Origin of the sequence: Lentzea sp. NBC_00516 (assembly GCF_036346835.1) — a bacterium.
Lineage (GTDB): Bacteria > Actinomycetota > Actinomycetes > Mycobacteriales > Pseudonocardiaceae > Lentzea > Lentzea sokolovensis.
In genome coordinates this window covers 7,433,295-7,454,083 of sequence record NZ_CP107840.1, presented here as the reverse complement: position 1 = coordinate 7,454,083, position 20,789 = coordinate 7,433,295, and the positions used below count along the sequence as shown (strand labels likewise).

23 protein-coding genes and 1 pseudogene are annotated in these 20,789 nt (G+C 68.1%); 8 read left to right on the top strand and 16 right to left on the bottom strand.

Annotated elements, in window-relative coordinates:
- Window positions 1-36: 36 nt before the first annotated feature.
- Window positions 37-855: an SAM-dependent methyltransferase gene (locus OG205_RS34150; RefSeq protein ID WP_330272039.1), complete on the bottom strand. Its 819-nt coding sequence runs from the start codon at window positions 853-855 to the stop codon at window positions 37-39.
- Between the two features lie 71 nt (window positions 856-926).
- Here OG205_RS34150 and OG205_RS34145 point away from each other — a divergent pair, with 71 nt between their 5' ends.
- Together OG205_RS34145 and OG205_RS34140 are read left to right on the top strand one after the other, a co-directional pair.
- Window positions 927-1,796 (top strand): hypothetical protein, encoded by an 870-nt coding sequence (locus OG205_RS34145; RefSeq protein ID WP_330272038.1) that lies wholly within the window; start codon window positions 927-929, stop codon window positions 1,794-1,796.
- A gap of 223 nt (window positions 1,797-2,019) precedes the next feature.
- A pseudogene (locus tag OG205_RS34140) lies at window positions 2,020-2,538 on the top strand (pentapeptide repeat-containing protein); the annotation flags it as partial.
- A 117-nt stretch (window positions 2,539-2,655) separates the two neighbouring features.
- Here OG205_RS34140 and OG205_RS34135 read toward each other — a convergent pair.
- Window positions 2,656-3,555 (bottom strand): LysR family transcriptional regulator, encoded by a 900-nt coding sequence (locus OG205_RS34135; protein ID WP_330272037.1) that lies wholly within the window; start codon window positions 3,553-3,555, stop codon window positions 2,656-2,658.
- Window positions 3,556-3,633: 78 nt separating this feature from the next.
- On the opposite strand from OG205_RS34135, the gene OG205_RS34130 reads away from it, so the two are divergent.
- Window positions 3,634-4,473 carry an aldo/keto reductase gene (locus OG205_RS34130; protein WP_330272036.1) on the top strand — a complete coding sequence of 280 codons (840 nt, stop codon included), beginning with the start codon at window positions 3,634-3,636 and terminating at the stop codon, window positions 4,471-4,473.
- A 42-nt stretch (window positions 4,474-4,515) separates the two neighbouring features.
- Entirely contained in the window at window positions 4,516-5,307 is a 792-nt protein-coding gene (locus OG205_RS34125) for a lysozyme (RefSeq protein WP_330272035.1), read from the top strand.
- A gap of 33 nt (window positions 5,308-5,340) precedes the next feature.
- Here the strand turns inward: OG205_RS34125 and purL are convergent, their stop codons facing one another.
- The 4 genes from purL to OG205_RS34105 form a co-directional block, all read right to left on the bottom strand.
- Window positions 5,341-7,593, bottom strand: a complete 2,253-nt coding sequence (gene purL / locus OG205_RS34120) for a phosphoribosylformylglycinamidine synthase subunit PurL (protein WP_330272034.1) — start codon at window positions 7,591-7,593, stop codon at window positions 5,341-5,343.
- A complete protein-coding gene (gene purQ, locus OG205_RS34115; protein WP_330272033.1) occupies window positions 7,590-8,261 on the bottom strand; it encodes a phosphoribosylformylglycinamidine synthase subunit PurQ in 672 nt (223 codons plus the stop codon). Before purQ ends, purL begins: the two co-directional genes overlap by 4 nt.
- A complete protein-coding gene (gene purS / locus OG205_RS34110) occupies window positions 8,258-8,497 on the bottom strand; it encodes a phosphoribosylformylglycinamidine synthase subunit PurS (RefSeq protein ID WP_330272032.1) in 240 nt (79 codons plus the stop codon). Before purS ends, purQ begins: the two co-directional genes overlap by 4 nt.
- 236 nt (window positions 8,498-8,733) lie before the next feature.
- Window positions 8,734-9,267 (bottom strand): hypothetical protein, encoded by a 534-nt coding sequence (locus tag OG205_RS34105; RefSeq protein ID WP_330272031.1) that lies wholly within the window; start codon window positions 9,265-9,267, stop codon window positions 8,734-8,736.
- A 149-nt stretch (window positions 9,268-9,416) separates the two neighbouring features.
- Here OG205_RS34105 and OG205_RS34100 point away from each other — a divergent pair, with 149 nt between their 5' ends.
- Window positions 9,417-10,400 (top strand): NAD-dependent epimerase/dehydratase family protein, encoded by a 984-nt coding sequence (locus tag OG205_RS34100; protein WP_330272030.1) that lies wholly within the window; start codon window positions 9,417-9,419, stop codon window positions 10,398-10,400.
- On the opposite strand, the gene OG205_RS34095 is transcribed toward OG205_RS34100, so the two are convergent.
- The gene (locus OG205_RS34095; RefSeq protein WP_330272029.1) at window positions 10,389-11,315 is read right to left on the bottom strand and encodes a trypsin-like serine peptidase; all 927 of its coding nucleotides are present in this window, start codon (window positions 11,313-11,315) and stop codon (window positions 10,389-10,391) included. The two genes, OG205_RS34100 and OG205_RS34095, sit on opposite strands and share 12 nt — an antisense overlap.
- Window positions 11,316-11,579: 264 nt before the next feature.
- Here OG205_RS34095 and OG205_RS34090 point away from each other — a divergent pair, with 264 nt between their 5' ends.
- A complete protein-coding gene (locus OG205_RS34090) occupies window positions 11,580-12,203 on the top strand; it encodes an MBL fold metallo-hydrolase (protein WP_330272028.1) in 624 nt (207 codons plus the stop codon).
- Here the strand turns inward: OG205_RS34090 and OG205_RS34085 are convergent.
- Together OG205_RS34085 and OG205_RS34080 are read right to left on the bottom strand one after the other, a co-directional pair.
- A complete protein-coding gene (locus OG205_RS34085; RefSeq protein ID WP_330272027.1) occupies window positions 12,166-12,816 on the bottom strand; it encodes a DUF2334 domain-containing protein in 651 nt (216 codons plus the stop codon). The two genes, OG205_RS34090 and OG205_RS34085, sit on opposite strands and share 38 nt — an antisense overlap.
- Window positions 12,817-12,866: 50 nt before the next feature.
- A complete protein-coding gene (locus OG205_RS34080) occupies window positions 12,867-13,742 on the bottom strand; it encodes a phosphoribosylaminoimidazolesuccinocarboxamide synthase (protein ID WP_330272026.1) in 876 nt (291 codons plus the stop codon).
- A gap of 89 nt (window positions 13,743-13,831) precedes the next feature.
- On the opposite strand from OG205_RS34080, the gene OG205_RS34075 reads away from it, so the two are divergent.
- The gene (locus OG205_RS34075) at window positions 13,832-14,272 is read left to right on the top strand and encodes a hypothetical protein (RefSeq protein ID WP_330272025.1); all 441 of its coding nucleotides are present in this window, start codon (window positions 13,832-13,834) and stop codon (window positions 14,270-14,272) included.
- Here OG205_RS34075 and OG205_RS34070 read toward each other — a convergent pair.
- Genes OG205_RS34070 through OG205_RS34040 form a run of 7 tightly spaced genes read right to left on the bottom strand, consistent with a single transcriptional unit; the run spans window position 14,269 to window position 19,663 of the window.
- The gene (locus OG205_RS34070; protein ID WP_330272024.1) at window positions 14,269-15,054 is read right to left on the bottom strand and encodes an MOSC domain-containing protein; all 786 of its coding nucleotides are present in this window, start codon (window positions 15,052-15,054) and stop codon (window positions 14,269-14,271) included. The genes OG205_RS34075 and OG205_RS34070 overlap by 4 nt on opposite strands.
- 2 nt (window positions 15,055-15,056) lie before the next feature.
- Window positions 15,057-16,475 (bottom strand): adenylosuccinate lyase, encoded by a 1,419-nt coding sequence (gene purB, locus OG205_RS34065; protein WP_330272023.1) that lies wholly within the window; start codon window positions 16,473-16,475, stop codon window positions 15,057-15,059.
- A gap of 25 nt (window positions 16,476-16,500) precedes the next feature.
- Window positions 16,501-17,253, bottom strand: a complete 753-nt coding sequence (locus tag OG205_RS34060; protein WP_330272022.1) for a hypothetical protein — start codon at window positions 17,251-17,253, stop codon at window positions 16,501-16,503.
- A complete protein-coding gene (locus OG205_RS34055) occupies window positions 17,250-17,783 on the bottom strand; it encodes a SigE family RNA polymerase sigma factor (protein ID WP_319976610.1) in 534 nt (177 codons plus the stop codon). Before OG205_RS34055 ends, OG205_RS34060 begins: the two co-directional genes overlap by 4 nt.
- Window positions 17,784-17,840: 57 nt before the next feature.
- Window positions 17,841-18,422, bottom strand: coding sequence for a TetR/AcrR family transcriptional regulator (locus OG205_RS34050; protein ID WP_330272021.1), 582 nt, complete (start codon window positions 18,420-18,422; stop codon window positions 17,841-17,843).
- Between the two features lie 27 nt (window positions 18,423-18,449).
- Entirely contained in the window at window positions 18,450-19,124 is a 675-nt protein-coding gene (locus OG205_RS34045) for a hypothetical protein (protein ID WP_330272020.1), read from the bottom strand.
- A 20-nt stretch (window positions 19,125-19,144) separates the two neighbouring features.
- Entirely contained in the window at window positions 19,145-19,663 is a 519-nt protein-coding gene (locus tag OG205_RS34040; RefSeq protein WP_093595689.1) for a SigE family RNA polymerase sigma factor, read from the bottom strand.
- Window positions 19,664-19,846: 183 nt separating this feature from the next.
- Between OG205_RS34040 and OG205_RS34035 the strand changes: the two genes are divergently transcribed.
- Complete coding sequence (locus tag OG205_RS34035) at window positions 19,847-20,788, top strand: threonine aldolase family protein (protein ID WP_442916848.1); 942 nt, start codon at window positions 19,847-19,849, stop codon at window positions 20,786-20,788.
- Window position 20,789: the final 1 nt, after the last annotated feature.

Here is a 20,789-nt window from a genome sequence, read left to right as displayed (position 1 = left end):
ACGAACGCGCAGCATACGGCCGGTCGCCGTCCGGAGTCATCTCTGAGCCTTCCGGCCCAGCGCCGCGAAGCCGGGGAAGCGCTTGCCGGACGCCCCGATGTCGGCCGGTGACTCCGGACGCCAAGCGGGCACCCTGACCACGCCCGGCTCGACCAGCGTGAACCCGTCGAACAGCCGGGTGAGCTCTGATCTGTCCCTGAACGTCGTGCGCGTGACGTGGCGGTTGTAGATCTTGCAGGCCTCCCGCGAGGAGTCCGTCTCCTCGTCCGCCTCGTAACCGGCGTGGGAGAGCGCGAGGAAGCTGCCGGGGGCCAGGCGGTCGCGATAGCCGCCGATCATGCCCCACGGGTCCTCGTCGTCCGACACGAAGTGCAGCAGCGCGATCATCAGCACGGCGACCGGCTCGTCGAAGTCGAGCTGCTTGTCGACCTCGGGCGAGGCCAGCACGTTCGCCGGGTCGCGGACGTCGGCCTGCAGCACGCTCACGTGCCCGTTGCTGTCGAGGATCGAGCGGCTGTGCGCGACGGCGACCGGGTCGATGTCGACGTAGACGATCCGGGCCTCGGGGTCGGCGGCCTGCGCGATCTCGTGCACGTTGCCGACGGTCGGGATGCCGGAACCGAGGTCGAGGAACTGCCGGACGCCCTGGTCGAGCAGGTAGCGGACGGCCCTGCGCAGGAACGCGCGGTGGTTGAGGACGACGTCCCGGATCTCCGGCATCGTCTCCAGGGTCTTCTGGGCGACGGCCCTGTCCGCGGCGAAGTTGTGGGCTCCGCCGAGCCAGTAGTCGTACACGCGCGCGACACTCGGCCGTTCCAGGTCGATGTCCCCCGGGGCCCAGTTCGGCCGCTCCACCCGCTCACCCCACCCGCGTTCGTACCGTTCGCGCCCATCATGCACCCGCCGCTTGGCAGAATGCCGACCTCGTGAGGAAAAGTTTGCTCCTGTCGACCATTCTCGCGTCCATCGGCGTGTTTGTGCTGGTCGGCGGCATGCTCCTGCTCTTGGACCCCGGCGCGCCGAAGCACGAGGCGATCAAGACGGGCGGTCTCGCGGGCGGCGCGATCATCGCCCTCTACGCGTTGTGGCTGAACGACCGGCGCCGCAAGGTCGAGGAGGCGCGCCAGGAGCTCGAGAGCCAGCGCATCGACCACGACCGGTCCCGCGTGGCCGACGAACGGTTCGCACGCGCCGTGGAGCTGCTCGGCCACGAGACCGCCCAAGTGCGCGTGGGCGCCATGCACGCTCTCGCCGGCCTCGCGAAGTCCAGGACCGAGTACACCCAGACCGTGCTCGACATCCTCTGCGCGTACCTGCGCCAGCCGTACACGAAGAAGACGCGCAACGACCCCGAGGAGATCGAGCTGGAGGTCCGGCTCACCTCGCAGCGCCTCATCGAGGACCTGCTGCCGCGCCTGGAGGAGAAGAACCCGCCGATCTACGACCTCAACCTGACCAAGGCGCACCTCGAGTTCATGGACCTGTCGTACCGGCAGGTCGGCGACCTCTACATCCGCGTCGCCCACTTCGAGGACTCCAACTCGTTCCACCACATGAAGATCCACGGCCACTTCTACGTCACCGAGGCCACCATGAACGGCCGGTTCCACATGCACCACACGGAGATCGTGGGCAGGGCCTGGTTCAGCAGGTTCAAGGCGCAGGGGATCGCCGTCTTCACGGACACGAAGTTCGGCGGCGAGACCAAGTTCGCGAACTCGGAGTGGGCGGACGTGAAGGCGGACGGCTGTACGTTCGCCGTGCAACCCGATCTTCCAGAAGCGTGGAGGAACTGACGTGCGTGTCGCATGGCTGGTGGCGGTGCTCGCCGCGCTCCTCACGACCGCGGCGACGGGGGTGGCGCTGTGGCTGGTGAAGGCGCCGCCGGTCGAGATCGTGAAGACCGCGGGAGTCGCGGGTGGTGCGGTCGTCGCGCTGTACGCGTTGTGGCTCAACGACCGCAAGCACAACCTGGAGAGCGAGAAGGTCGCCGACGAACGGTTCGCGCGCTCGGTCGAGATGCTCGGCAACGAGGCAGACCAGGTGCGGGTGGGCGCGATGCATTCGCTGGTGTGGCTGGCGAACTCCACGCCGCGCTACACGCAGACCGTCATCGACGTCCTGTGCGCGTACCTGCGCCGTCCCTTCCACCATCCGTCCTGGGACGAGAACGGCGGCGACCCGGACACGGTGTTCGCCAGGGTGTCCCCGGAGGACCAGCGGGAGCAGCAGGTCCGGCGGACCGCGCAACGGCTGATCCGCGACCTGCTCTCGTGGGGCAACAAGAAGAAGGACTTCTACGACCTCGACCTGACCGGTGCCGCGCTGGAGTACTTCCAGCTGGACGGCAGGCGGGTCAACAGGTTCACCGCGCGCCGGGCGCAGTTCTACGGCATCACGACGTTGCCCCGCATGGAGATCCGCAAGCCGACGCTCTTCTCCGGAGCCACCTTCCACGGGCGGCTGAACCTCACGGAGACGAAGTTCGACGGCGGGCTCGCGTTCACCGAAGCCACGTTCAAGGGCGAGGTCGACTTCCGCGCCACGACGGTCGACACGTTCCTCGCGCTCACCGATCCACCACCGCGGAAGCAGACGGGCGAGCTGACCGTGTTGCCCGACACGGCGATGCGCACCGAGTACAAGGGCTGGAAGCTATCCGGCAGTCCGAAGCCGGCCACCCCGCGCCTCGAAGACCATGTCCAGCAGGACACGGGCGGCGGCGCCGACGGTGTGACCGGTGACGACGACCGTTTCCGCGAAGGGGACGTCTACGTCGCCGCGGAGCCCGAGGAAGCGAACCAGTTCCGACTTCCCGGCGAAGGACTGGGGGACGAGCGCAACCCCGAGACCGAACCCGACGAAGTCAAGAAGTGAGTGCACGTCGTTGACCTCGACGGCGACGTGCCGCTCGACCCCGGCCGCGGCCAGCGCGCGGTCGACCTCGCCGCGCGTGCCCCAGTCGGCGTTGAAGTCGACGAACGACTGACCCGCCAGCTCCTCCAGCCCTACTGACTCCCTGGTGGCGAACGGGCTTTCCGGCGCGCACGCGAGCACCAGCGGCTCACTGGACAAAGTGGACACTCGCAGGTCGTCGGCGATCTTCGGCTGCCGCGTGACGAACGCGAGGTCGAGGCGACCCGCACGGACGTCCTCGACCAGTTCGGCGTTGCCGGACTGGCGCATCCTGATCTCCACGCCGGGGTGCAGTTCGTGGAACCGCGACAGCACGGCGGGCAGGTGCACCACGTGCAGGCACTGCAGGCTGCCGACGGACAAAGTGCCGCGCAGCAGCCCCTGGACGGCGGCGACGGCGTCCCTGGCCGATTCGACGCTGCCCAACGCACGCCGCGCCTCGGGCAGCAGCGCGCGTCCGGCCTGGGTCAGCTCGACCTGACGGGTGGTGCGCAGGAACAGCGGCGCGCCGAGCTCCACCTCCAGCGCCCTGATCGACGCCGACAGCGCGGACTGGGTGACGTGCATCCGGCCCGCTGCCCTGGTGAAGTGGCAGTCCTCGGCGACCGCGATGAAGTACTGAAGCTGCCTGAGTTCCACGATTCATCACCGTCGCTGCTGAATGAGATCACTTCTCTGCGTTGGACAGCTTAATCGTCAGGGTCCAGAGTGGAGGACATGCAGAAGCGTCGCATCGGAGAAGTGGAAGTCAGCGCCATCGGCCTGGGCGGCATGCCCATCTCCGTCCAGGGAAGGCCGGAGCGCGCGCAGGCGATCGAGACCATTCACGCCGCGCTGGACGCGGGCGTGACGTTCATCGACACCGCCGACGCCTACTCGCTCGACGACACCGACTTCGGCCACAACGAGACGCTCATCGCCGAAGGGCTGCGCGGCCGTTCCGAAGAGGTGTTCGTGGCGACCAAGGGCGGGCACACGCGCGTGCCGGGCGGTGGCTGGGAGCTCGACGGACGGCCGGAGTACCTGTTCAAGGCCGTCGACGGGTCGTTGCGGCGGCTCGGCGTGGACCAGATCTTCCTCTACCAGTTCCACCGGCCGGACCCGAAGACGCCGATCGCGGAGTCGGTCGGGGCCCTGAAGGAGATCCTGGACAGCGGCAAGATCCGCTACGCGGGCGTCTCGAACTTCAACCCCGAGGAGATCGTGCTCGCCAACGAGATCCTCGGTGGACGGCTCGCGGCCGTGCAGAACCAGTTCTCGCCGTCGTTCCGATCGAGTGAGCCCGAACTGGAGCTGTGCGACAAGCTCGGCATCGCCTTCCTGCCGTGGAGCCCGTTCGGCGGCATCGGCAAGGCGGGCGCGCTGGCCGGTCCGTTCAAGGAGGTCGGCGAGGCGCACGGCGTGAGCGCCCACCAGGTCTGTCTCGCGTGGATGCTCGCGAAGTCGGAAGTGGTAGTCCCCATTCCGGGTGCTTCTCGACCGGCGAGCATCTCGGATTCGGCCGCGGCCACCCACGTGGAGTTGTCCGCCGAGGAGTTGTCCCGCCTGGACGGGTGACCCCGGTAGCAAATTGCGACAAATGGTCGCACGATCTAACCCATGCGGACCTTGATCAGCATCGTGGCGATCGTCGCCGGCATGACGCCGGCACCCGCGTCCGCGGCGCCCTTGCCCGAGGGCTCCGCGGACCACACCGCGGGATCCCAGATCCTCAAACACGAGGGCGCCGGCAACCTTCGTGCGGAGGAGTCCCCGCCCACCGACGGCAAAGTCCCCGGCATGGACGTGAGCAGTCACCAGGGCGACGTCGACTGGAAGTCCTCCTGGGACAAGGGCGCCCGGTTCTCCTACGTCAAGGCGACCGAGGGCGTCCACTACCGGAACCCGAAGTTCACCCAGCAGTACGACGGTTCCTACGGCGTCGGCATGATCCGCGGTGCCTACCACTTCGCGCTGCCGGACCGCGCGAACGGCGTGGCGCAGGCGAACTTCTTCGTCGACAACGGCGGCGGCTGGTCACCCGACGGCCGGACGCTGCCGCCCGCGCTCGACATGGAGTACAACCCGTACGGCGAGACTTGCTACAACATGAACCAGACCGCGATGACCGCGTGGGTGAAGGAGTTCAGCGACACGGTCTTCGCCCGCACCAGGCGTTATCCGGCGATCTACACGTCCACGAGCTGGTGGAACAAGTGCGTCGGCGGCTCGGTGAAGTTCGGCGACACCAACCCGCTGTGGATCGCGCACTACACCTCGAAGCTCGGCGCACTGCCTGTTGGCTTCGACTTCCACACGATCTGGCAGTGGCAGGCGGCCGGGCTATTCCCCGGCGACCAGAACCTGTTCAACGGCCGGTTCGAGCAGCTCCAGCGCATCGCCACGAGCTGAGAAGGGCCCCGCCGGCGACGGGGCCCTTCGTGCTCAGTCGAACAGGGCGGGGAGGGTGCCCTCCCAGGCCTCGCGGAGCTCGTCCAGCGGGAGTTCGCCCAGGCCCTGGATCTCCAGGGCGTTCGACTCCGGGTCGACGACGCCGACCTTGCGCCACGGCAGCCTGCGCGCGGTGCACATGTCGACGAAGCGCTGCTCCTCCGTGCGCGGCACGGCGACCAGCACGCGGCCGGCGGACTCGCTGAACAGCGCGGTGAACAGGTCGCCTTCGAGGAAGACCCGCGCACCCACCTCGCCGATCAGGCACGTCTCGACCAGCGTCTGGGCCAGGCCGCCCTCGGAGAGGTCGTGCGCGGCGGAGACCATGCCGTCACGGGAGCCCGCGACCAGGACCTGGCTGAGCAGCTTCTCGCGTTGCAGATCCGCCTTCGGCGGCAGTCCGCCCAGGTGGCCGTGGACGTGGTGCGCCCACTCCGACCCGCCGAACTCGTCCCGCGTCTCGCCGAGCAGCAGCAGCGTCTCGCCGGCCTCGGCCCCGATCCCGGTGGGGATGCGGCGCCGCACGTCGTCGATCACGCCCAGCACGCCCACGACCGGCGTCGGCAGGATCGCCGTGGAGCCGGTCTGGTTGTAGAAGCTGACGTTGCCGCCGGTCACCGGGATGCCCAGCTCCGCACAGCCGTCCGCGAGACCCTTCACGGCCTGCTCGAACTGCCACATGACCGCCGGGTCCTCCGGAGAGCCGAAGTTGAGGCAGTTCGTGACGGCCACGGGCGTCGCACCGGTCGCTGAGACGTTCCGGTACGCCTCGGCCAGCGCCAGCTTCGCGCCCTCGTACGGGTCGAGCAAGGTGTAGCGGCCGTTGCAGTCCGTCGAGAGAGCCACGCCGCGGCCCGTCTCCTCGTCGATCCGGATCATGCCGCCGTCGCTGGGCTGCGCGAGCACCGTGCCGCCGCGGACGTACCGGTCGTACTGCTGCGTGACCCATTTCCTGGAGGCCAGGTTGGGGCTGGCCGCCATGATCTTGATCAGTTCCAGCAGGTTCTCGGGACGCGGGAGGCTGTCCGGCGTGTTCGCCTGCAGTTCGTCCTGGTCGGCGGGGCGCTGGATCAGCCTGTCGTAGACCGGGCCCTCGTGGGCGACGGTGCGCGGAGGCACGTCGACGACGACCTCGTCGTGGTAGGTGATGACCAGCCGGTCGCCTTCGGTCACCTCGCCGATCTCGGTGGCGATGACGTCCCACTTCGCGCAGACGGCCATGAACGCCTCGACGTTGGCCGGCTCGACCACCGCGCACATGCGTTCCTGGGACTCGCTGGACAGGATCTCGGCCGGGGTCATGTTCGTCGCCCTGAGCGGGACGCGGTCGAGCCACACGTGCATGCCGCCGTCACCCGCGGACGCCAGTTCGCTCGTCGCGCAGGACAGGCCCGCGCCGCCGAGGTCCTGGATGCCGGCGACGATGCCCTTCTCGAAGAGCTCCAGCGAGCACTCGATCAGCACCTTCTCGGTGAACGGGTCGCCGACCTGCACGCTCGGCAGCTTCTTGCGCTTGCCGGCGGAGTCGTCGAACGTCTCGCTCGCCAACACGCTGACGCCGCCGATGCCGTCGAGGCCGGTGCGCGCGCCGTAGAGGATGACCTTGTTGCCGGTGCCGCTCGCGTGCGCGAGATGCAGGTCCTCGACCCGCATCGCACCGACGCACAGGGCGTTGACCAGCGGGTTGCCCTGGTAGGACTCGTCGAACACGACCTCGCCACCGATGTTCGGCAGGCCGAGGCAGTTCCCGTAGCCGCCGACGCCCGCGACGATGCCGGGCAGGACGCGCTTCGTGTCATCGGCGTCGGGCCTGCCGAACCGCAGCGGGTCCATGACCGCGAGCGGCCGCGCGCCCATCGCGAGGATGTCCCTGACGATGCCGCCCACGCCCGTCGCGGCGCCCTGGTAGGGCTCGACGTACGACGGGTGGTTGTGGCTCTCGACCTTGAACGTGACGGCCCAGCCGTCGCCGATGTCGACGACGCCGGCGTTCTCGCCGATGCCCGCGAGCATCTTGCTGCGCATCTCGTCGGTCGTGGTGTCGCCGAAGTACTTCAGGTGCACCTTGGACGACTTGTAGGAGCAGTGCTCGCTCCACATGACCGAGTACATCGCCAGTTCGGCGTCGGTCGGGCGCCTCTGGAGGATCTCCTTGATGCGCGCGTACTCGTCGTCCTTCAGGCCCAGCTCCTTGTAGGGCTGCTCCTGGTCGGGCGTCGCCTCGGCGTTCTTGACGGTGTCGATCACGCGTTCACCACCGTGTCGAGCAGGGACAGGAACACGCCCAGACCGTCGTCCGTGGGGCCGGTGAGCGCGTCGATGGCGTGCTCGGGGTGCGGCATGAGGCCGACGACGTTGCCCCTGGCGTTGGTGATGCCCGCGATGTTGTTGCGGCTGCCGTTCGGATTGTCGCCGACGTACCGGAACACGACCCTCTGGTTGTCCTCGAGCTCTTTGAGGGTGTCCTCGTCGGCCTGGTAGCCGCCCTCGCCCGACTTCAGCGGCACGAGGATCTCGGCGTTCAGGTCGTACCGGCCGGTCCAGGCGGTGGTGTTGTTCTCGACCTTCAGCCACTGGTCGCGGCACACGAAGTGCAGCTTGTGGTTGCGGGTGAGCGCGCCGGGCAGCAGATGGGCCTCGGCGAGGATCTGGAAACCGTTGCAGATGCCCAGAACCGGCATCCCCTTGTTCGCGGCCTCGATCACTTCCTGCATGACGGGCGCGAACCGCGCGATGGCGCCGCACCGCAGATAGTCGCCGTACGAGAACCCACCGGGCACGACGACGGCGTCAACGCCCTTCAGGTCGTGATCCCCGTGCCACAACGGCACGGCTTCCCCGTCGGCGTATCGGACCGCCCGCTGCGCGTCGACGTCGTCGAGAGTGCCGGGGAAGGTGATGACACCGACCCTCATGCCTCGACCCTGCGCACGGTCCAGTCCTCGATCACGGGATTCGCGAGGAAGGTCTCGGCGATCTTGGCGAGCGTGGCGTCGTCGACGTCGTCGGCGACCTCCAGCTCGAAGCGCTTGCCCTGACGGACGGAGGTGACGCCCTGGAAGCCGAGACGAGGCAGCGCGTTCGCCACCGCCTGGCCTTGGGGGTCGAGAATTTCGGGCTTCGGCATGACGTCGACGACGACTCGGGCCACGACAGACTGCTCCCGTGCTTGGAGGGGCTGGCGGTACCTCGAGAGCCTATCTGACCTGTGCGTTCATCCTCCCGACACGTGTTCGGGGGCACATCGGCGGCGGTCCACCTTCGGGTGAACGAGCTTGCCTCGGCGGGACCGTTTGGTAGAGTGGTGTCAGCCGAGGCCCGTAAGCCGAGGAAGTGTACCCAGCCCACGTCCGGACGGTCGACGGCTGGGTATCGCGCTTTCTAGGGTTAGTCCAGATCGACGATCGACTCGATGACTGGCATCACCCGCTCCCGCCACTCACCGCCGGAGCCGTAGCACCAGGCCGCGAAATCCGCGATCCACAGCAGCTCCTCGTTGCTGGCGCGGCAGTGCTCGTAGACGAGGTTCGTGGACAACGCGACGTGGCCCAGTGACGTGCGGATCGTCAGGAGGTCGTGCTGGTCTCGTTGTGCACGCGAATCGAGGACGAGCCGATGAGCGCCGACTCTCAGCAGATCCTCGACGAGCCTCCGGACGCACGTTTGACGCGCCTGCTCGTCACCCTGGTCACAGCTGCGCTTGTACAGCCGCACGGAGACCTGTTCTTCCACCAGCCGGGACGCAATCGCTTTGCGGCGACTAGGAGTCTCCTTCTTGCAATGCAGCTCCCGCTGTCCTGGCATCAGCAGGCAGCGCAGGGCCTTGCGGAACTTGTGCAGCTGGCCGGGCGGTACCAGGGCCACCGCCAGCAGGTACGTGTTGTTTCGTCGCGACTCGTCGACGAAGGCGTGCAGACTCACGGAACGTTCATCGGCAGGTACCGAACAATAGTTCACCAAGTCCAACTGATCGGGTCCGAACGACTTCACATTGAACCTATTCCAACAAGCTATTTCGCCTAAAGCGAGACCGGTGGCAGCCGAGCCCGATCGGACGGATGCTGGGGATCATGAAGATCCTCGTGCTCGGCGGAACCGTGTTCCTCAGCAAGGCCATCACGGCGGAGGCCGTCCGCCGCGGCCACGACGTGGTCTGCGCTGCCCGCGGTGCCTCCGGCGGGGTGCCGGAGGGAGCCACGCTCGTCCAGGTCGACAGGGACAGGCCCGGTGCGTTCGACGCGCTGGCCGGCGAGCAGTTCGACGCGGTGATCGACGTGTCGAAGTACTCGGTGAACTGGGTTCGGGACGCGTTGGAGGCGTTCGGGGCGACGACGCCGCACTGGACGTTCGTGTCCAGCATCTCCGTCTACGCGGACCATTCGACGGGCAGTGACGAGCTGTTGCCGCCGCTGGAGGACGACCCGGCGCAGGAGTTCACCTCGGAGCGGTACGGCAGCGTCAAGGTGGCCAGCGAGAACGCGGTCCGCGAAGCCGTGGCCAGCAGGGAATTCATCGTCAGGGCAGGGCTGATCACCGGGCCGAACGACCCGAGCGACCGGTTCGGGTACTGGCCCGCGCGGATGTCGCAGGGTGGGCGCGTGGTCGTGCCGGACAGCCCTGACCTGGGGTTCCAGCACATCGACGCGCGGGATCTGGCGCAGTGGATCGTGTTCGCCGCCGAGGAGCGGGTCACCGGCACGTACGACTCGACCGGGCCCGTCATGCCGTTCCAGATGGCCATGGGCGAGATCGCCGGGGCGACGGCGCCGGCCGGGACGCAGCTCGTGCCGGTGCCGGAGAGCCTGCTCAAGGAGCTGAAGATCAACCCGTGGTCCGGGCCGCGGTCGCTGCCGATGTGGCTGCCTCAGGCGTGGGCCAAGATGGTCGGCCGCGACGTGAGCAACGCGCTGGCGAACGGGTTGCGCGTGCGGCCGCTGGCCGAGACCGCGCTCGACTCGCTGGAGTACGAACGCGGCCTCGGGCTGGACAGGACCCGCAACGCCGGCCTGACGCCGGACGAGGAGGCGGAGATCCTCAGCGCGCTACAGCAGTGAGTTGATCTGCGCCGCGACGAGGTCGATGCGCACGCCCTGGTTCGGGCAGCCGCCGAAGTGGTGGAGCCCGATCACCTTGTGCGTGCGCCTCGACAGCACCGGCGAACCGGACGAACCGCCTTCGGTGTCGCACATGTAGCTGATGTCGGACTGCGACGAACTGCCGTTCACCCGCACGGCACGCACGACGCAGTAGCCGCCGCCGTTGTTGTTGTCGCGCAACGACAGTTTCTTCAGCTTCCCGGCCGGGTGGCCGACGATGTACATCTCCTCACCTACGGCCGGAACGCGCGCGTCCAGTTCGAGGTAACCGAACGAGCTGATGGACGCGAAGTTGTTCACGGTGAAGAGGGTGTAGTCCAGAGCGGCGTCGGTCTTCAGGACCTGGGCCGCCAGCACCTTGGTGACGGTGGCCGTAGCCGTGCCGCCGCAGGTCGGGCACTGGTAGTTGAACCACACCTCGATGCCGCTGACGCTGGTGAAGCAGTGGTTGTTGGTCAGCAGGCGGTTGTTGGGGCCGACGCGCCACGCCGTGCAGAGCGAACTGCCGTTGCGCAGCAGCTTCGCCACGGACGCGGTCTTGCCCCACTCGGTGGGGTTGCTGGACTGGTAGCAGACCGCGTCCTTGTAGTCGTTCGTGCCGCAGATGCTCTGCACGGACGGCTGCGAGGACATCTCGGCGTCGGTGTAGCCGCGCGTGAGCTTGTCGATCCGCACGCGCGACAGCGGGTTCGTCACCGACACCAGGGCGCGGTCGCCCGTGATCGACATGGCCCAGAAGCCGGACGCGTCGAGCGTCGCGGTCAGCGAAGACTTCAGATCTCTCGTGTACGTGTACTTCTCGGTGCCGTCAGGGTTCGACACCGTGAGCACATCACCTGGCAGGATCCGCAGGTCCGTGAAATGCAGCTTCACGTAACCGGACCCCGGTCGTTCGATCAACGTCGAACGATTCGCGCCACCCACGCGGACTGAGACGTTCTCCTCAGTTCCGATTTCCTGCGTCTGCGGCGACGAGGCCTCAGCAGGTGTAGAGGTGGTGGTAGCAGGGACGATGGACGTCATCGGCAGGGCAAGCGCCAGTGCCGTGAGGAGTTGCAGGGTTTTCCTCATGCCTTTTGATACTTCCGACGTCACCTGACTGTGTCAGCCCGCCGAACGTCGGTAATGGAGGATTCCGTGCAACTTGTCCATTTCGGTCATGCCTGCGTGCTTGTGGAGTCGGGGTCGACGCGAATCCTGATCGACCCCGGCACGTTCTCCGCGGGGTTCGAGGACCTGAAAGACCTGGACGCAGTGCTGGTCACGCACCAGCACTTCGATCACATCGACGTGGAACGGCTGCCCGCGCTGCTCAAGGCGAACCCGCAGGCGCAGCTCATCGTCGACGAGGGCACGGCGCCCACCGTCGAGAACGCGACCGTCGCACGACCCGGTGACGTGCTCAAGGTCGGCGACACGACGGTCAAGGTCACCGGCGGGCAGCACGCGCTGATCCATGAGGACATCCCGATCGTGCCGAACGCCGCCTACGTGATCGGCGACGGCGCGTTCTACCACCCCGGCGACTCGCTGTTCGTGCCGGACGAGGACGTCGACGTGCTCGGGCTGCCCGCCGGCGCGCCGTGGTTGCGCACCGGTGAGGCCGTCGACTTCATGCGCGCCGTGAAGCCGCGTGTCGCCGTGCCGATCCACGAGAAGACGCTCGCGAGCCCTGGGATGGCCGTCCGGTTCTTCGAGATGCTGAAGCCGGAGGGCACCGAGGTCAGGCAGCTGACGCCAGGCGAGGAGACGGCAGTTTGACGTAGGTGGTCGGCGCGGCGTCGTGGGCGAGTGCGATGTCCACGGCGTCGAGCACGGCCTGCCGCGCACCGGGCCGGTGCAGGTCACGGGCGTCGACGGTGATCCGGGTCAGTCCGCCACGGCGCGCGGACCTGGCGGCCGCGTAGACCAGGGCGAGCGACCGCAGTTCACCGAAGCTGGTGCGTTCGGTCAGCGCGTGCAGGCGGCCCAGGGTCGCCAGGCCGCTGCCTACCTCACGGACTGCGTGCGCGTCAGCGCAGCGCTGGAACTTGTGCTTGGCCAGCGCGATCAACGTCCCGGGCGACGCGACACATCGCCTAGGAGCGAACGTGTCGGCGTTGAGCCCGATGGCGTCCATCTGCAGACGCGCTCCCGTCAGCAACAACCCGGCTTCATAGGCCGGCAGCCGCCGTTGACCGAGGCCGTGCAGCACGACGGCGTCGCCGTGCGAGGCGCGCTGCCGCACCCATTCCTGCGCCCTGCCGAGCTCGCGAGGTGCTACGAGCAGCGACAACGGCACCTGCCGCGGATCAAGGGCCGCGGCGAGATCAGCGCATCGGTCGAGTGTCTGCGGACCGATGCCGGACAGAGAGACCACGAGCTGTGAATGCACCGTATGAGTGCGCCATGCCGTGGTGACATCCGCGTGAAAGCGGCGCTAACTCACGCCAGCCAGTCAGCGAAAGACCGGCCGGTGAGCCGCTCGTACGCCTCGACGTACCGCTGACGAGTCGCGTCGACGACGTCCGCGGGCAGCGCAGGCGGCGGCGCGTCGCTCTTGCGGTCCCAGCCGGACGCGGAGGACGTCAGCCAGTCGCGCACGTACTGCTTGTCGAACGACGGCTGCACGCGACCGGGCTCGTAGCCCTCGGCCGGCCAGTAGCGCGACGAGTCCGGCGTGAAGACCTCGTCCGCCAGGATCAGCTCGCCGGAGGCGTCCAGCCCGAACTCGAACTTCGTGTCCGCGAGGATCAGGCCGCGCGTCAACGCGTACGCGCGCGCCTCGCTGTACAGCTCGATCGTCCGGTCACGCAGCTTCGACGCGAGCTCGACACCGTGCTTCTCGGCGATGACGTCGAACGACACGTTCTCGTCGTGCGCACCGATCTCGGCCTTCGAGGCGGGCGTGAAGATCGGCGGGTCCAGTTCGGACGCCTCGACCAGACCGGCCGGCAGCTCGATCCCGCAGACCGCACCGGTCGCGGTGTAGTCCGCCATGCCCGAGCCCGTCAGGTACCCGCGCGCCACGCACTCGACGTCGACCATCTGCAGCTTGCGCACCAGCAGCGCACGGCCGCGGACCTCGGCGGGGATGCGCGGGTCGTCGTACGCGACCAGGTGGTTCGGGGCGAGCCGCTCGAACCAGAACACGCTCATCGCGGTGAGCACGCGGCCCTTGTCGGGAATCTCCGTGCTCAGAATGTGGTCGTACGCCGAGATGCGGTCGGACGCGACGAACAACAGCAGCTCGTCGTCCACGTCGTACAGATCGCGAACCTTGCCGCGGGCGACGTGCTGGTAGTCAGCGAGCGTAGGCACGCTGGTCAGCCTACGTGGCCGAGTTCCGTAAACCGACGTACACCCCTGCACCACTACAGATCAAGGCAAAAGAAGCTTAAGGTGCACCCGTGCTCCCTAGAAAGGCCCTGTGGATCCCGGCTTTGGCAAGCTTGGGACTGCTCATCGTGCTGGGCGTGGCCGGGTGGAGCTTCGACTCCAGCCCCATTTCGTCTCCTGCCGCAGGAGGTTCGCTCACTTCGAGCACGCCCCAGTCCGTGACCATCGTCCCGACTCCGGACGGTGTCGAGATCACGGTCAAGGGATCGTCCTCAGTGGCGACGACGACCACCACCACGACGAAGACCACGCAGCCGAAGCCGCCACCCACGCAGACTCCTCCTGCCGTGCAGCAGCCGACGACGACCGAGCCCCCGCAGCAGGGACTCCTGGTCAACGAGGGCGCGCGCTGCGATCCAGAGGGCGCGAACGGCATCGGGCTGCTCGGCGAGAAGCTGGTGTGCCGCAAGGATCCTCAGCGCGGTGACCGGCTGCGCTGGCAGAAGGCCTAAGCCCACTCCAGCACGTCGACCTCGTCACCGACGCTGATCATGCCGGTGCGCACGACCTGTGCCTTCATGCCGAACGTGACGCCGCCGTCCGGATCACGCCGGTAGGTCGCCAGCGAGCGAATCGGCTCAGGACCGTCTTTCAGCCCGGTCTCCTGGTCGACCATCGGCACGGCACAACGCACGCAGTCCTTGGCGTAGGCCAGTTCCACGTCACCGATCGTCGCGCGCCGCACCCGGTCCTCGGTGTGCGGTTCGGGCCAGCCGGACACGACCACGTTGGGGCGGAAGCGGTTCATCGGCACCGGTTCGCCGCCACGTTCCAAAATGCGCTCGTTCAACCCGTCCAATGAGGACAGCGAGAGCACCAGCAACGCGTTGCCGTCCGCGTATCCGACCAGTCCGGTGGTCTCACCGGTCGTCTCGCGGTGCAGGTCCGGTGGCGTCCGCACGAGCCGCACGGACTTCCCGAGAGCGTGGGAGAAGTACGCCGCGGCAGCGTCTCCCTGGTCGATTCCGGAGCCCTGCCAGGTGTGCACGACCACCGGAACCCGAGGCCCGTCGACGACGACCGGGAAGGATTCACCGCCGATCGACAGCGAGGAGTCCACGAGGGACGGACGCAGCGCGGCCATCTCCGGAATCTTGCGCTGCGACAGGAACACGCCGTCGTCGTCGACCAGCATCATCATCCGGTCGTCGTGCAGGCCGGTCGGCTCCACGTCGGAGGATGCGACGGAGTGCCCGCCGCATCCCTTGACCGGGTAGACGACCAGCTCGGACACGATCACAGAATGGGCTCCGGCTCGTAGGCCGGGTACTTGTCGACGACCGCGGCGACCTGCTCCACGATGGACGCGACCTGCGCCGACGCCACGCCGGTGAACGACAGGCGGTCGGCCAGCAGCGCGTCCAGGGCGGCCTTGTCGAGCGGCAGCCTGGAATCCGCGGCGAGCCGGTCCAGCAGGTCGTTCTGCGCCAGGCCCTGCTCGCGCATCGCCAGCGCGACGGCCACCGCGTTCTCCTTGATGGCCTCGTGCGCGGTCTCCCGGCCGACACCCGCGCGCACGGCCGCCATCAGCACCTTCGTCGTGCCGAGGAACGGCAGGTAGCGGTCCAGCTCACGGGCGACGACGGCCGGGTAGGCGCCGAACTCGTCCAGCACCGTCAGGAACGTCTCCAGCAGCCCGTCGAACGCGAAGAACGCGTCGGGCAGCGCGACCCGGCGGACCACCGAGCACGACACGTCGCCCTCGTTCCACTGGTCGCCCGCGAGCTCGCCGACCATGGACAGGTAGCCGCGCAGGATCACCGCGAAGCCGTTCACGCGCTCGCACGAGCGGGTGTTCATCTTGTGCGGCATGGCACTGGACCCGACCTGGCCGGGCTTGAAGCCCTCGGTCACCAGCTCGTGGCCCGCCATGAGCCGGATGGTCTTGGCCACCGAGGACGGTGCCGCGGCGAGCTGCACGAGCGTCGAGACGACGTCGAAGTCCAGCGAGCGCGGGTAGACCTGGCCGACGCTCGTGAGCACGCGCTCGAAGCCGAGGTGGCCCGCGACCGTGCGCTCCAGCTCCTCCAGCTTCTCGGGCGTGCCGAGCAGGTCGAGCATGTCCTGAGCGGTGCCGACCGGGCCCTTGATGCCGCGCAACGGGTAGCGCGCGATCAGTTCGTCGAGGCGGGAGAACGCGACCAGCAGCTCGTCGGCGCCCGTCGCGAACCGCTTGCCCAGCGTCGTCGCCTGCGCGGCCACGTTGTGCGAACGGCCGGCCATGACGAGGTCGGAGTGCTCGGCCGCGAGGCGCGCGAGACGGCCGAGGACGGCGGCGGCCTTGGACCTGATCAGCTCCAGCGAGCGCAGCACCTGCAGCTGCTCGACGTTCTCGGTCAGGTCGCGCGAGGTCATTCCCTTGTGGACCTGCTCGTGGCCCGCGAGCGCGTTGAACTCCTCGATGCGCGCCTTCACGTCGTGCCGCGTCACCCGCTCACGCGCGGCGATCGACTCCAGGTCGACCTGCTCCAGCACGCGCTCGTAGTCCTCGATCGCGGTCGCCGGAACGTCGATGCCCGCGGCCGCCTGCGCCCGCAGCACCGCGAGCCACAGCTGGCGCTCCAGCACGATCTTGTGCTCGGCCGACCAGAGCGTCGCGAGCGACGTGGAGGCGTAGCGACCTGCGAGGACGTTGGCGATGCGGGGCTTCGTCACGCCCTCAGATTAGTGCACAGGGGACTCACTCCCAGCTGATGGCCGGGTCGGTGACCAGGGCTGTGAGCACCCCCACGCGCACCGGCACGGTCTGCCGGAGACCGAGTTGCGTTGAGACGTTGTAGTTGTAGGCGCCGATCTTGACGGTGTACCCGCTCCGGAACGTCCGCACCACGATCGACGACGAGATGTCAGGGCCCTCGGCGAGCTCGATCTCCGTCACGACCGATCCGTCCGGCTGCTGCACCTCGTGGCACAGCACGGCGCTCTGGCAGAAGGTCGTCGCGATCGGCTGGTTCTTGCCGGCGACGACCTCCATCGCGGTCGGTCCGAGCAGGTCGGTGAAGTACACGAAACCGGAGAACTCCGGCTCGTCGGGCCGCTTCGGCGCGTTCGACGTCGGGTACGGCGGATACGTGCGACCACCGGAGTGGAAGCTCGCGCCGATGTCCTTGAAGTCCGGCACCTGCTGCTCGATCCGCCGCGCCAGCTGGTCGCCGATTTGCTGGGCCTTCTTGTCCACCGACACGGTCGGCGGCGCGGAGGAGTTCGTCGGGGTGTCGGCGCCGAGCTGGCTGTCCCGGTCGCGAGGCAGCAGGCCGGGCAGCGCGAGCGACGCCACGGCGATCATCGCCGTAGCCACGCCCACAGCGACCAGCGCTCGTCGACGACTTTTTTTCTGCTCGACCCGCTTGATCAGGGTGTCGGGGTCGAAGTCGAGCGGCGGCTCGTCCCAGACGGCCAGCAGCATTCCCTCGCGGATCTCCTGCTCACTCACGACGCGACCCTCCCCGAACTGTTGTCGAGCTTCTCCACGATGGTGCGCAGTGTCGCGAGACCGCGCGCCGTCTGGCTTTTGACCGTTCCCTCTGTGCACCCCATGGCCACCGCCACCTCGGCGACCGGCAGGTCCTCGAAGTACCTCAGCACGAGCACCGCCCGCTGCCTCGGCGGCACCTGCAGCAGCGCGGTGTGCACGAGCTCGCGCGCCCACAGCTTCGCGCTGGTCGTGTCGGGATCCACGGTGGCGTCCGCGGCGTCGGGCAGCTCCCCGTCCCGCTGCTCGGCTCTGCGCCACGGCCTGCGCTTCTCGTCCAGCCAGGTGCGCAGCAGCACCTTGCGGGCGTACGCGATCAGGTTGTCGAGGTCCTTGATGCGCTTCCACGCCACGTACATCTTCATGAGGCTCGACTGCATCAGGTCCTCGGCTGTGTGCCAGTCGCCACAGAAGAGATACGCAGTACGTCGCAAAGACGCGGCATTGGCTGCCGCGAATTCACGAAAGCCCTGTTCATCGGCCTTGCGCATGCGTTCCCCTCTCGCGTCCTCAACCAGGGGAACGCATGGGAGGAACGCGAGGTTGCATCAGGCGTGACGCGAAAGAGCCGAACGGAGCATCCTGGCCGCCACGCCGCGAGGGTCCGACTTCAGCTCGATGAACGAGTTGACCACAGATCCGTCCACCAACGCGATCAGCTCCTCGACCCGGTCGCTCCCGATGTCCCTGCCTGAGCGGGCGAAGACGTCGGCGATCAGCCCGCGCAGTTCGGTCGACAGCACGCGCATCAACGGCCGCAGGTACGGGCGGCGGCCGGTCGCGACGAGGCGTTCGTAGCGCAGCAGCACGGCCTCGATGTCGGTCGCGTCCTCGCCGACCAGCAGGTCGAGCATGAACTCCACGAGCACGTCGTCGGTCATCTGCTCGGGCAGCGACGAGAGCCGTCCCCGGAAGCTCGCGAGCTCGCTGCGGCCGTGGAACTCGACGGCCGCGATGATCAGCTCGTCCAGCGAGTCGAAGTAGTACGTGGTCGACGCGAGCGGCAGACCTGCGCGTTCGGCGACCGCGCGGTGCCGGACCGCGTCGAACCCGCCCTCGGAGAACAGGCCGGACGCGGCCTCCACGAGCGCCTGCCGCCTGCGCTCACCCTTGGGAGTTGCTGCCGTCATAGTCGAGCCAGGGTACTGGGCGGACGATCAGAACCTGGGGGCCAGTGCGTCCGCGAACCGCTTGGCCTGCCCTTTCAGCTCCCCGTCGCCCTCGGTGAACACGTAGAGGTCCTGGCCGCTGGCGGTCCGCACCTTCTCCGCACCGGCTGGCGCCTCGAACGGCTGCGGCGTGACGATCGCGGTGATCGTCAGCCCGCCGATCTTGTACGCGACCGAGCGCGAGTCGGGCGAGCAGGTCAGCGTGGGCGACACTGCGAAGTCCGGTGAGACCGAAAGCTCGTCGGCGAGGGCGTCAGCGAGCTCTCGGTCCACACCTGCGCAGCCCTGCACTGCGCTTTCACTGGCCGAAGGGCCAGTGCTTCCCGGCGTCTGCGCGTCCCCCTGCGTGGACTTGCTTTCACCGGAGAAGCCTGTAGAGGGTTTCACCTCGAGTGCGGTCATCGGGGATTCTGCCGCGTTGTCACGGTTCTGCCCAGAACCCGCGTTGTTCAAACTGCTCGAGTCCTGACTCACCCAGCCGTTGGCGGCGAAGACCCCGCCGAATCCGAGCACCACGACCAGGGTGGTGCCGGCGGCGATCGAGTTGCGCTTTCGCAGCGTGGCGCGGCGCGAAGCCGTGCGGACGTCGCCCGCGTCGAAGGACGCCGGTGGTGCGTCCTGAGCTGCGTCGCGGAACAGGTCCGCGAGCTTCTGCTCGTCCATCTACGTCCTCCTCTCGCTGGTCACGACGCCGGTCGCAGGTCGTCGATGGCGTCACCCAGAGCTTCCCTGAGCGCTGCCAGCCCGCGCGCGGTCTGACTCTTCACAGTTCCTTCCGAGCACTTCAGCGCCTCGGCCGTGGCCGTGACGTCCAGGCCCTCGAGGAACCTGAGCACGAGCACGGCCCGTTGCCTGGGCGGAACTCTGCGCAGGCCCTTCAACAACGCCTCGCGCGTCGCGACCGTCTCGCCGATCTCGTTGTCCGTCGTCGGCGACTCGGGCATCTCGTCGGTGAACTTCTCGCGACGCCACGGACGGCGCGATTCGTCGATCACCGCACGCACGACGGTGCGTCGGACGTAGGCGTCAAGAGCCTGCTTGTCCCGGATCTTCCGCCACCTCCTGTGCACCGCGACGAAGGCCGTCTGCGCAAAGTCGTCAGCGCGGTGCCAGTCGCCGCACAGCAGGTATGCCGTTCGGCGCACGGCCTCACGGCGAGCCACGAAGTACTCCGCGAACTCCTGCTCGTCGCGCTGATCCACGCGGACTGCTCTCCGCTCGTTCCTCGAGTTGCACTGACTGGACGGAAACTGCGGCACCAACGGTTGCACGAACCACCGGCGAGAGCTACATCACCCCCTCGGTCGTTCACCGGATGTGATGTGATCGAGCTCGTGACCCCCATCGACCTGCGCTCGGACACCGTCACCAAGCCCGACGAGGCCATGCGCCGCGCGATGGCGGCGGCCGAGGTCGGCGACGACGTGCTGGACCACGACCCGACCATGGCCGCTCTGGAGGAGCGGGTGGCCGGGCTGCTCGGGGTCGAGGCCGCCCTGTGGGTTCCCTCCGGATCCATGGGCAATCTCATCGCCTTGTTCCTGCACCTGGATCGCGGTGACCGGTTCCTGGCCCCTCTCGGCGCGCACGTGCTCGACGCCGAGCTCGGGACCGCCGCGTGGCTGGCCGGCGGGATGCCGCACGCCCTTGCCTCGATGACTCCTGAGGCCGTGATCGCCGCCGGCGGTGGTGAGTCTCCTTATTACGGGCTGCGGACCACGTTGTTGTGCCTGGAGAACACGCACAACGCTTCCGGTGGCACGGTGACGTCGGTCGACGAGCACGCTTCGCTGGTGGCGGCGGCCCGGTCGATCGGGCTGGCGGTGCACCTCGACGGGGCCCGGCTGTGGAACGCGTCCGCGGCTCTCGGGGTGCCGCCCGCTGTGCTGGCTGCCGGGGTGGACACCGTTCAGGTGTGCCTGTCGAAGGGGCTCGGTGCCCCGGTCGGATCGGTGGTGGCGGGGTCCGCGTCGTTCGTCGTCGAGGCCCGGCGGGTGCGGAAGATGCTGGGTGGAGGGGTGCGGCAGGGCGGAGTGCTGGCCGCGGCGGGTCTAGTCGCCCTCGACCGGATTAATCGACTCGCCGACGATCATTCGAAAGCCGATGAATTGGCTTCCGGACTGCGGGCGCTGGGCTGGGAGGTGGCCGAGCCCGCCACGAACATCGTGCTGGCGTCGGTGCCCGACCTGGACAAGACGCTGTTGTCGTTGCGCGAGGTCGGGGTTTTCGCCAGTCCCATGTCAGGCAAGGTTCGGTTCGTGACGCACGGCGACGTGGACTCGTCCGACATCGCCGAGGTGCTGCGCCGGCTTCGAGAGGACGTCTGAG

Excerpts from the sequence above, each read along its gene's own strand:
- OG205_RS34130 (WP_330272036.1), top strand. The coding sequence starts at position 3,634 with ATGCAGAAGCGTCGCATCGGAGAAGTGGAAGTCAGCGCCATCGGCCTG.
- OG205_RS34125 (WP_330272035.1), top strand. The coding sequence starts at position 4,516 with ATGCGGACCTTGATCAGCATCGTGGCGATCGTCGCCGGCATGACGCCG.
- purQ (WP_330272033.1), bottom strand. The coding sequence starts at position 8,261 with ATGAGGGTCGGTGTCATCACCTTCCCCGGCACTCTCGACGACGTCGAC.
- OG205_RS34100 (WP_330272030.1), top strand. The coding sequence starts at position 9,417 with ATGAAGATCCTCGTGCTCGGCGGAACCGTGTTCCTCAGCAAGGCCATC.
- OG205_RS34055 (WP_319976610.1), bottom strand. The coding sequence starts at position 17,783 with ATGCGCAAGGCCGATGAACAGGGCTTTCGTGAATTCGCGGCAGCCAAT.
- OG205_RS34050 (WP_330272021.1), bottom strand. The coding sequence starts at position 18,422 with ATGACGGCAGCAACTCCCAAGGGTGAGCGCAGGCGGCAGGCGCTCGTG.
- OG205_RS34045 (WP_330272020.1), bottom strand. The coding sequence starts at position 19,124 with ATGGACGAGCAGAAGCTCGCGGACCTGTTCCGCGACGCAGCTCAGGAC.
- OG205_RS34035 (WP_442916848.1), top strand. The coding sequence starts at position 19,847 with ATGCGCCGCGCGATGGCGGCGGCCGAGGTCGGCGACGACGTGCTGGAC.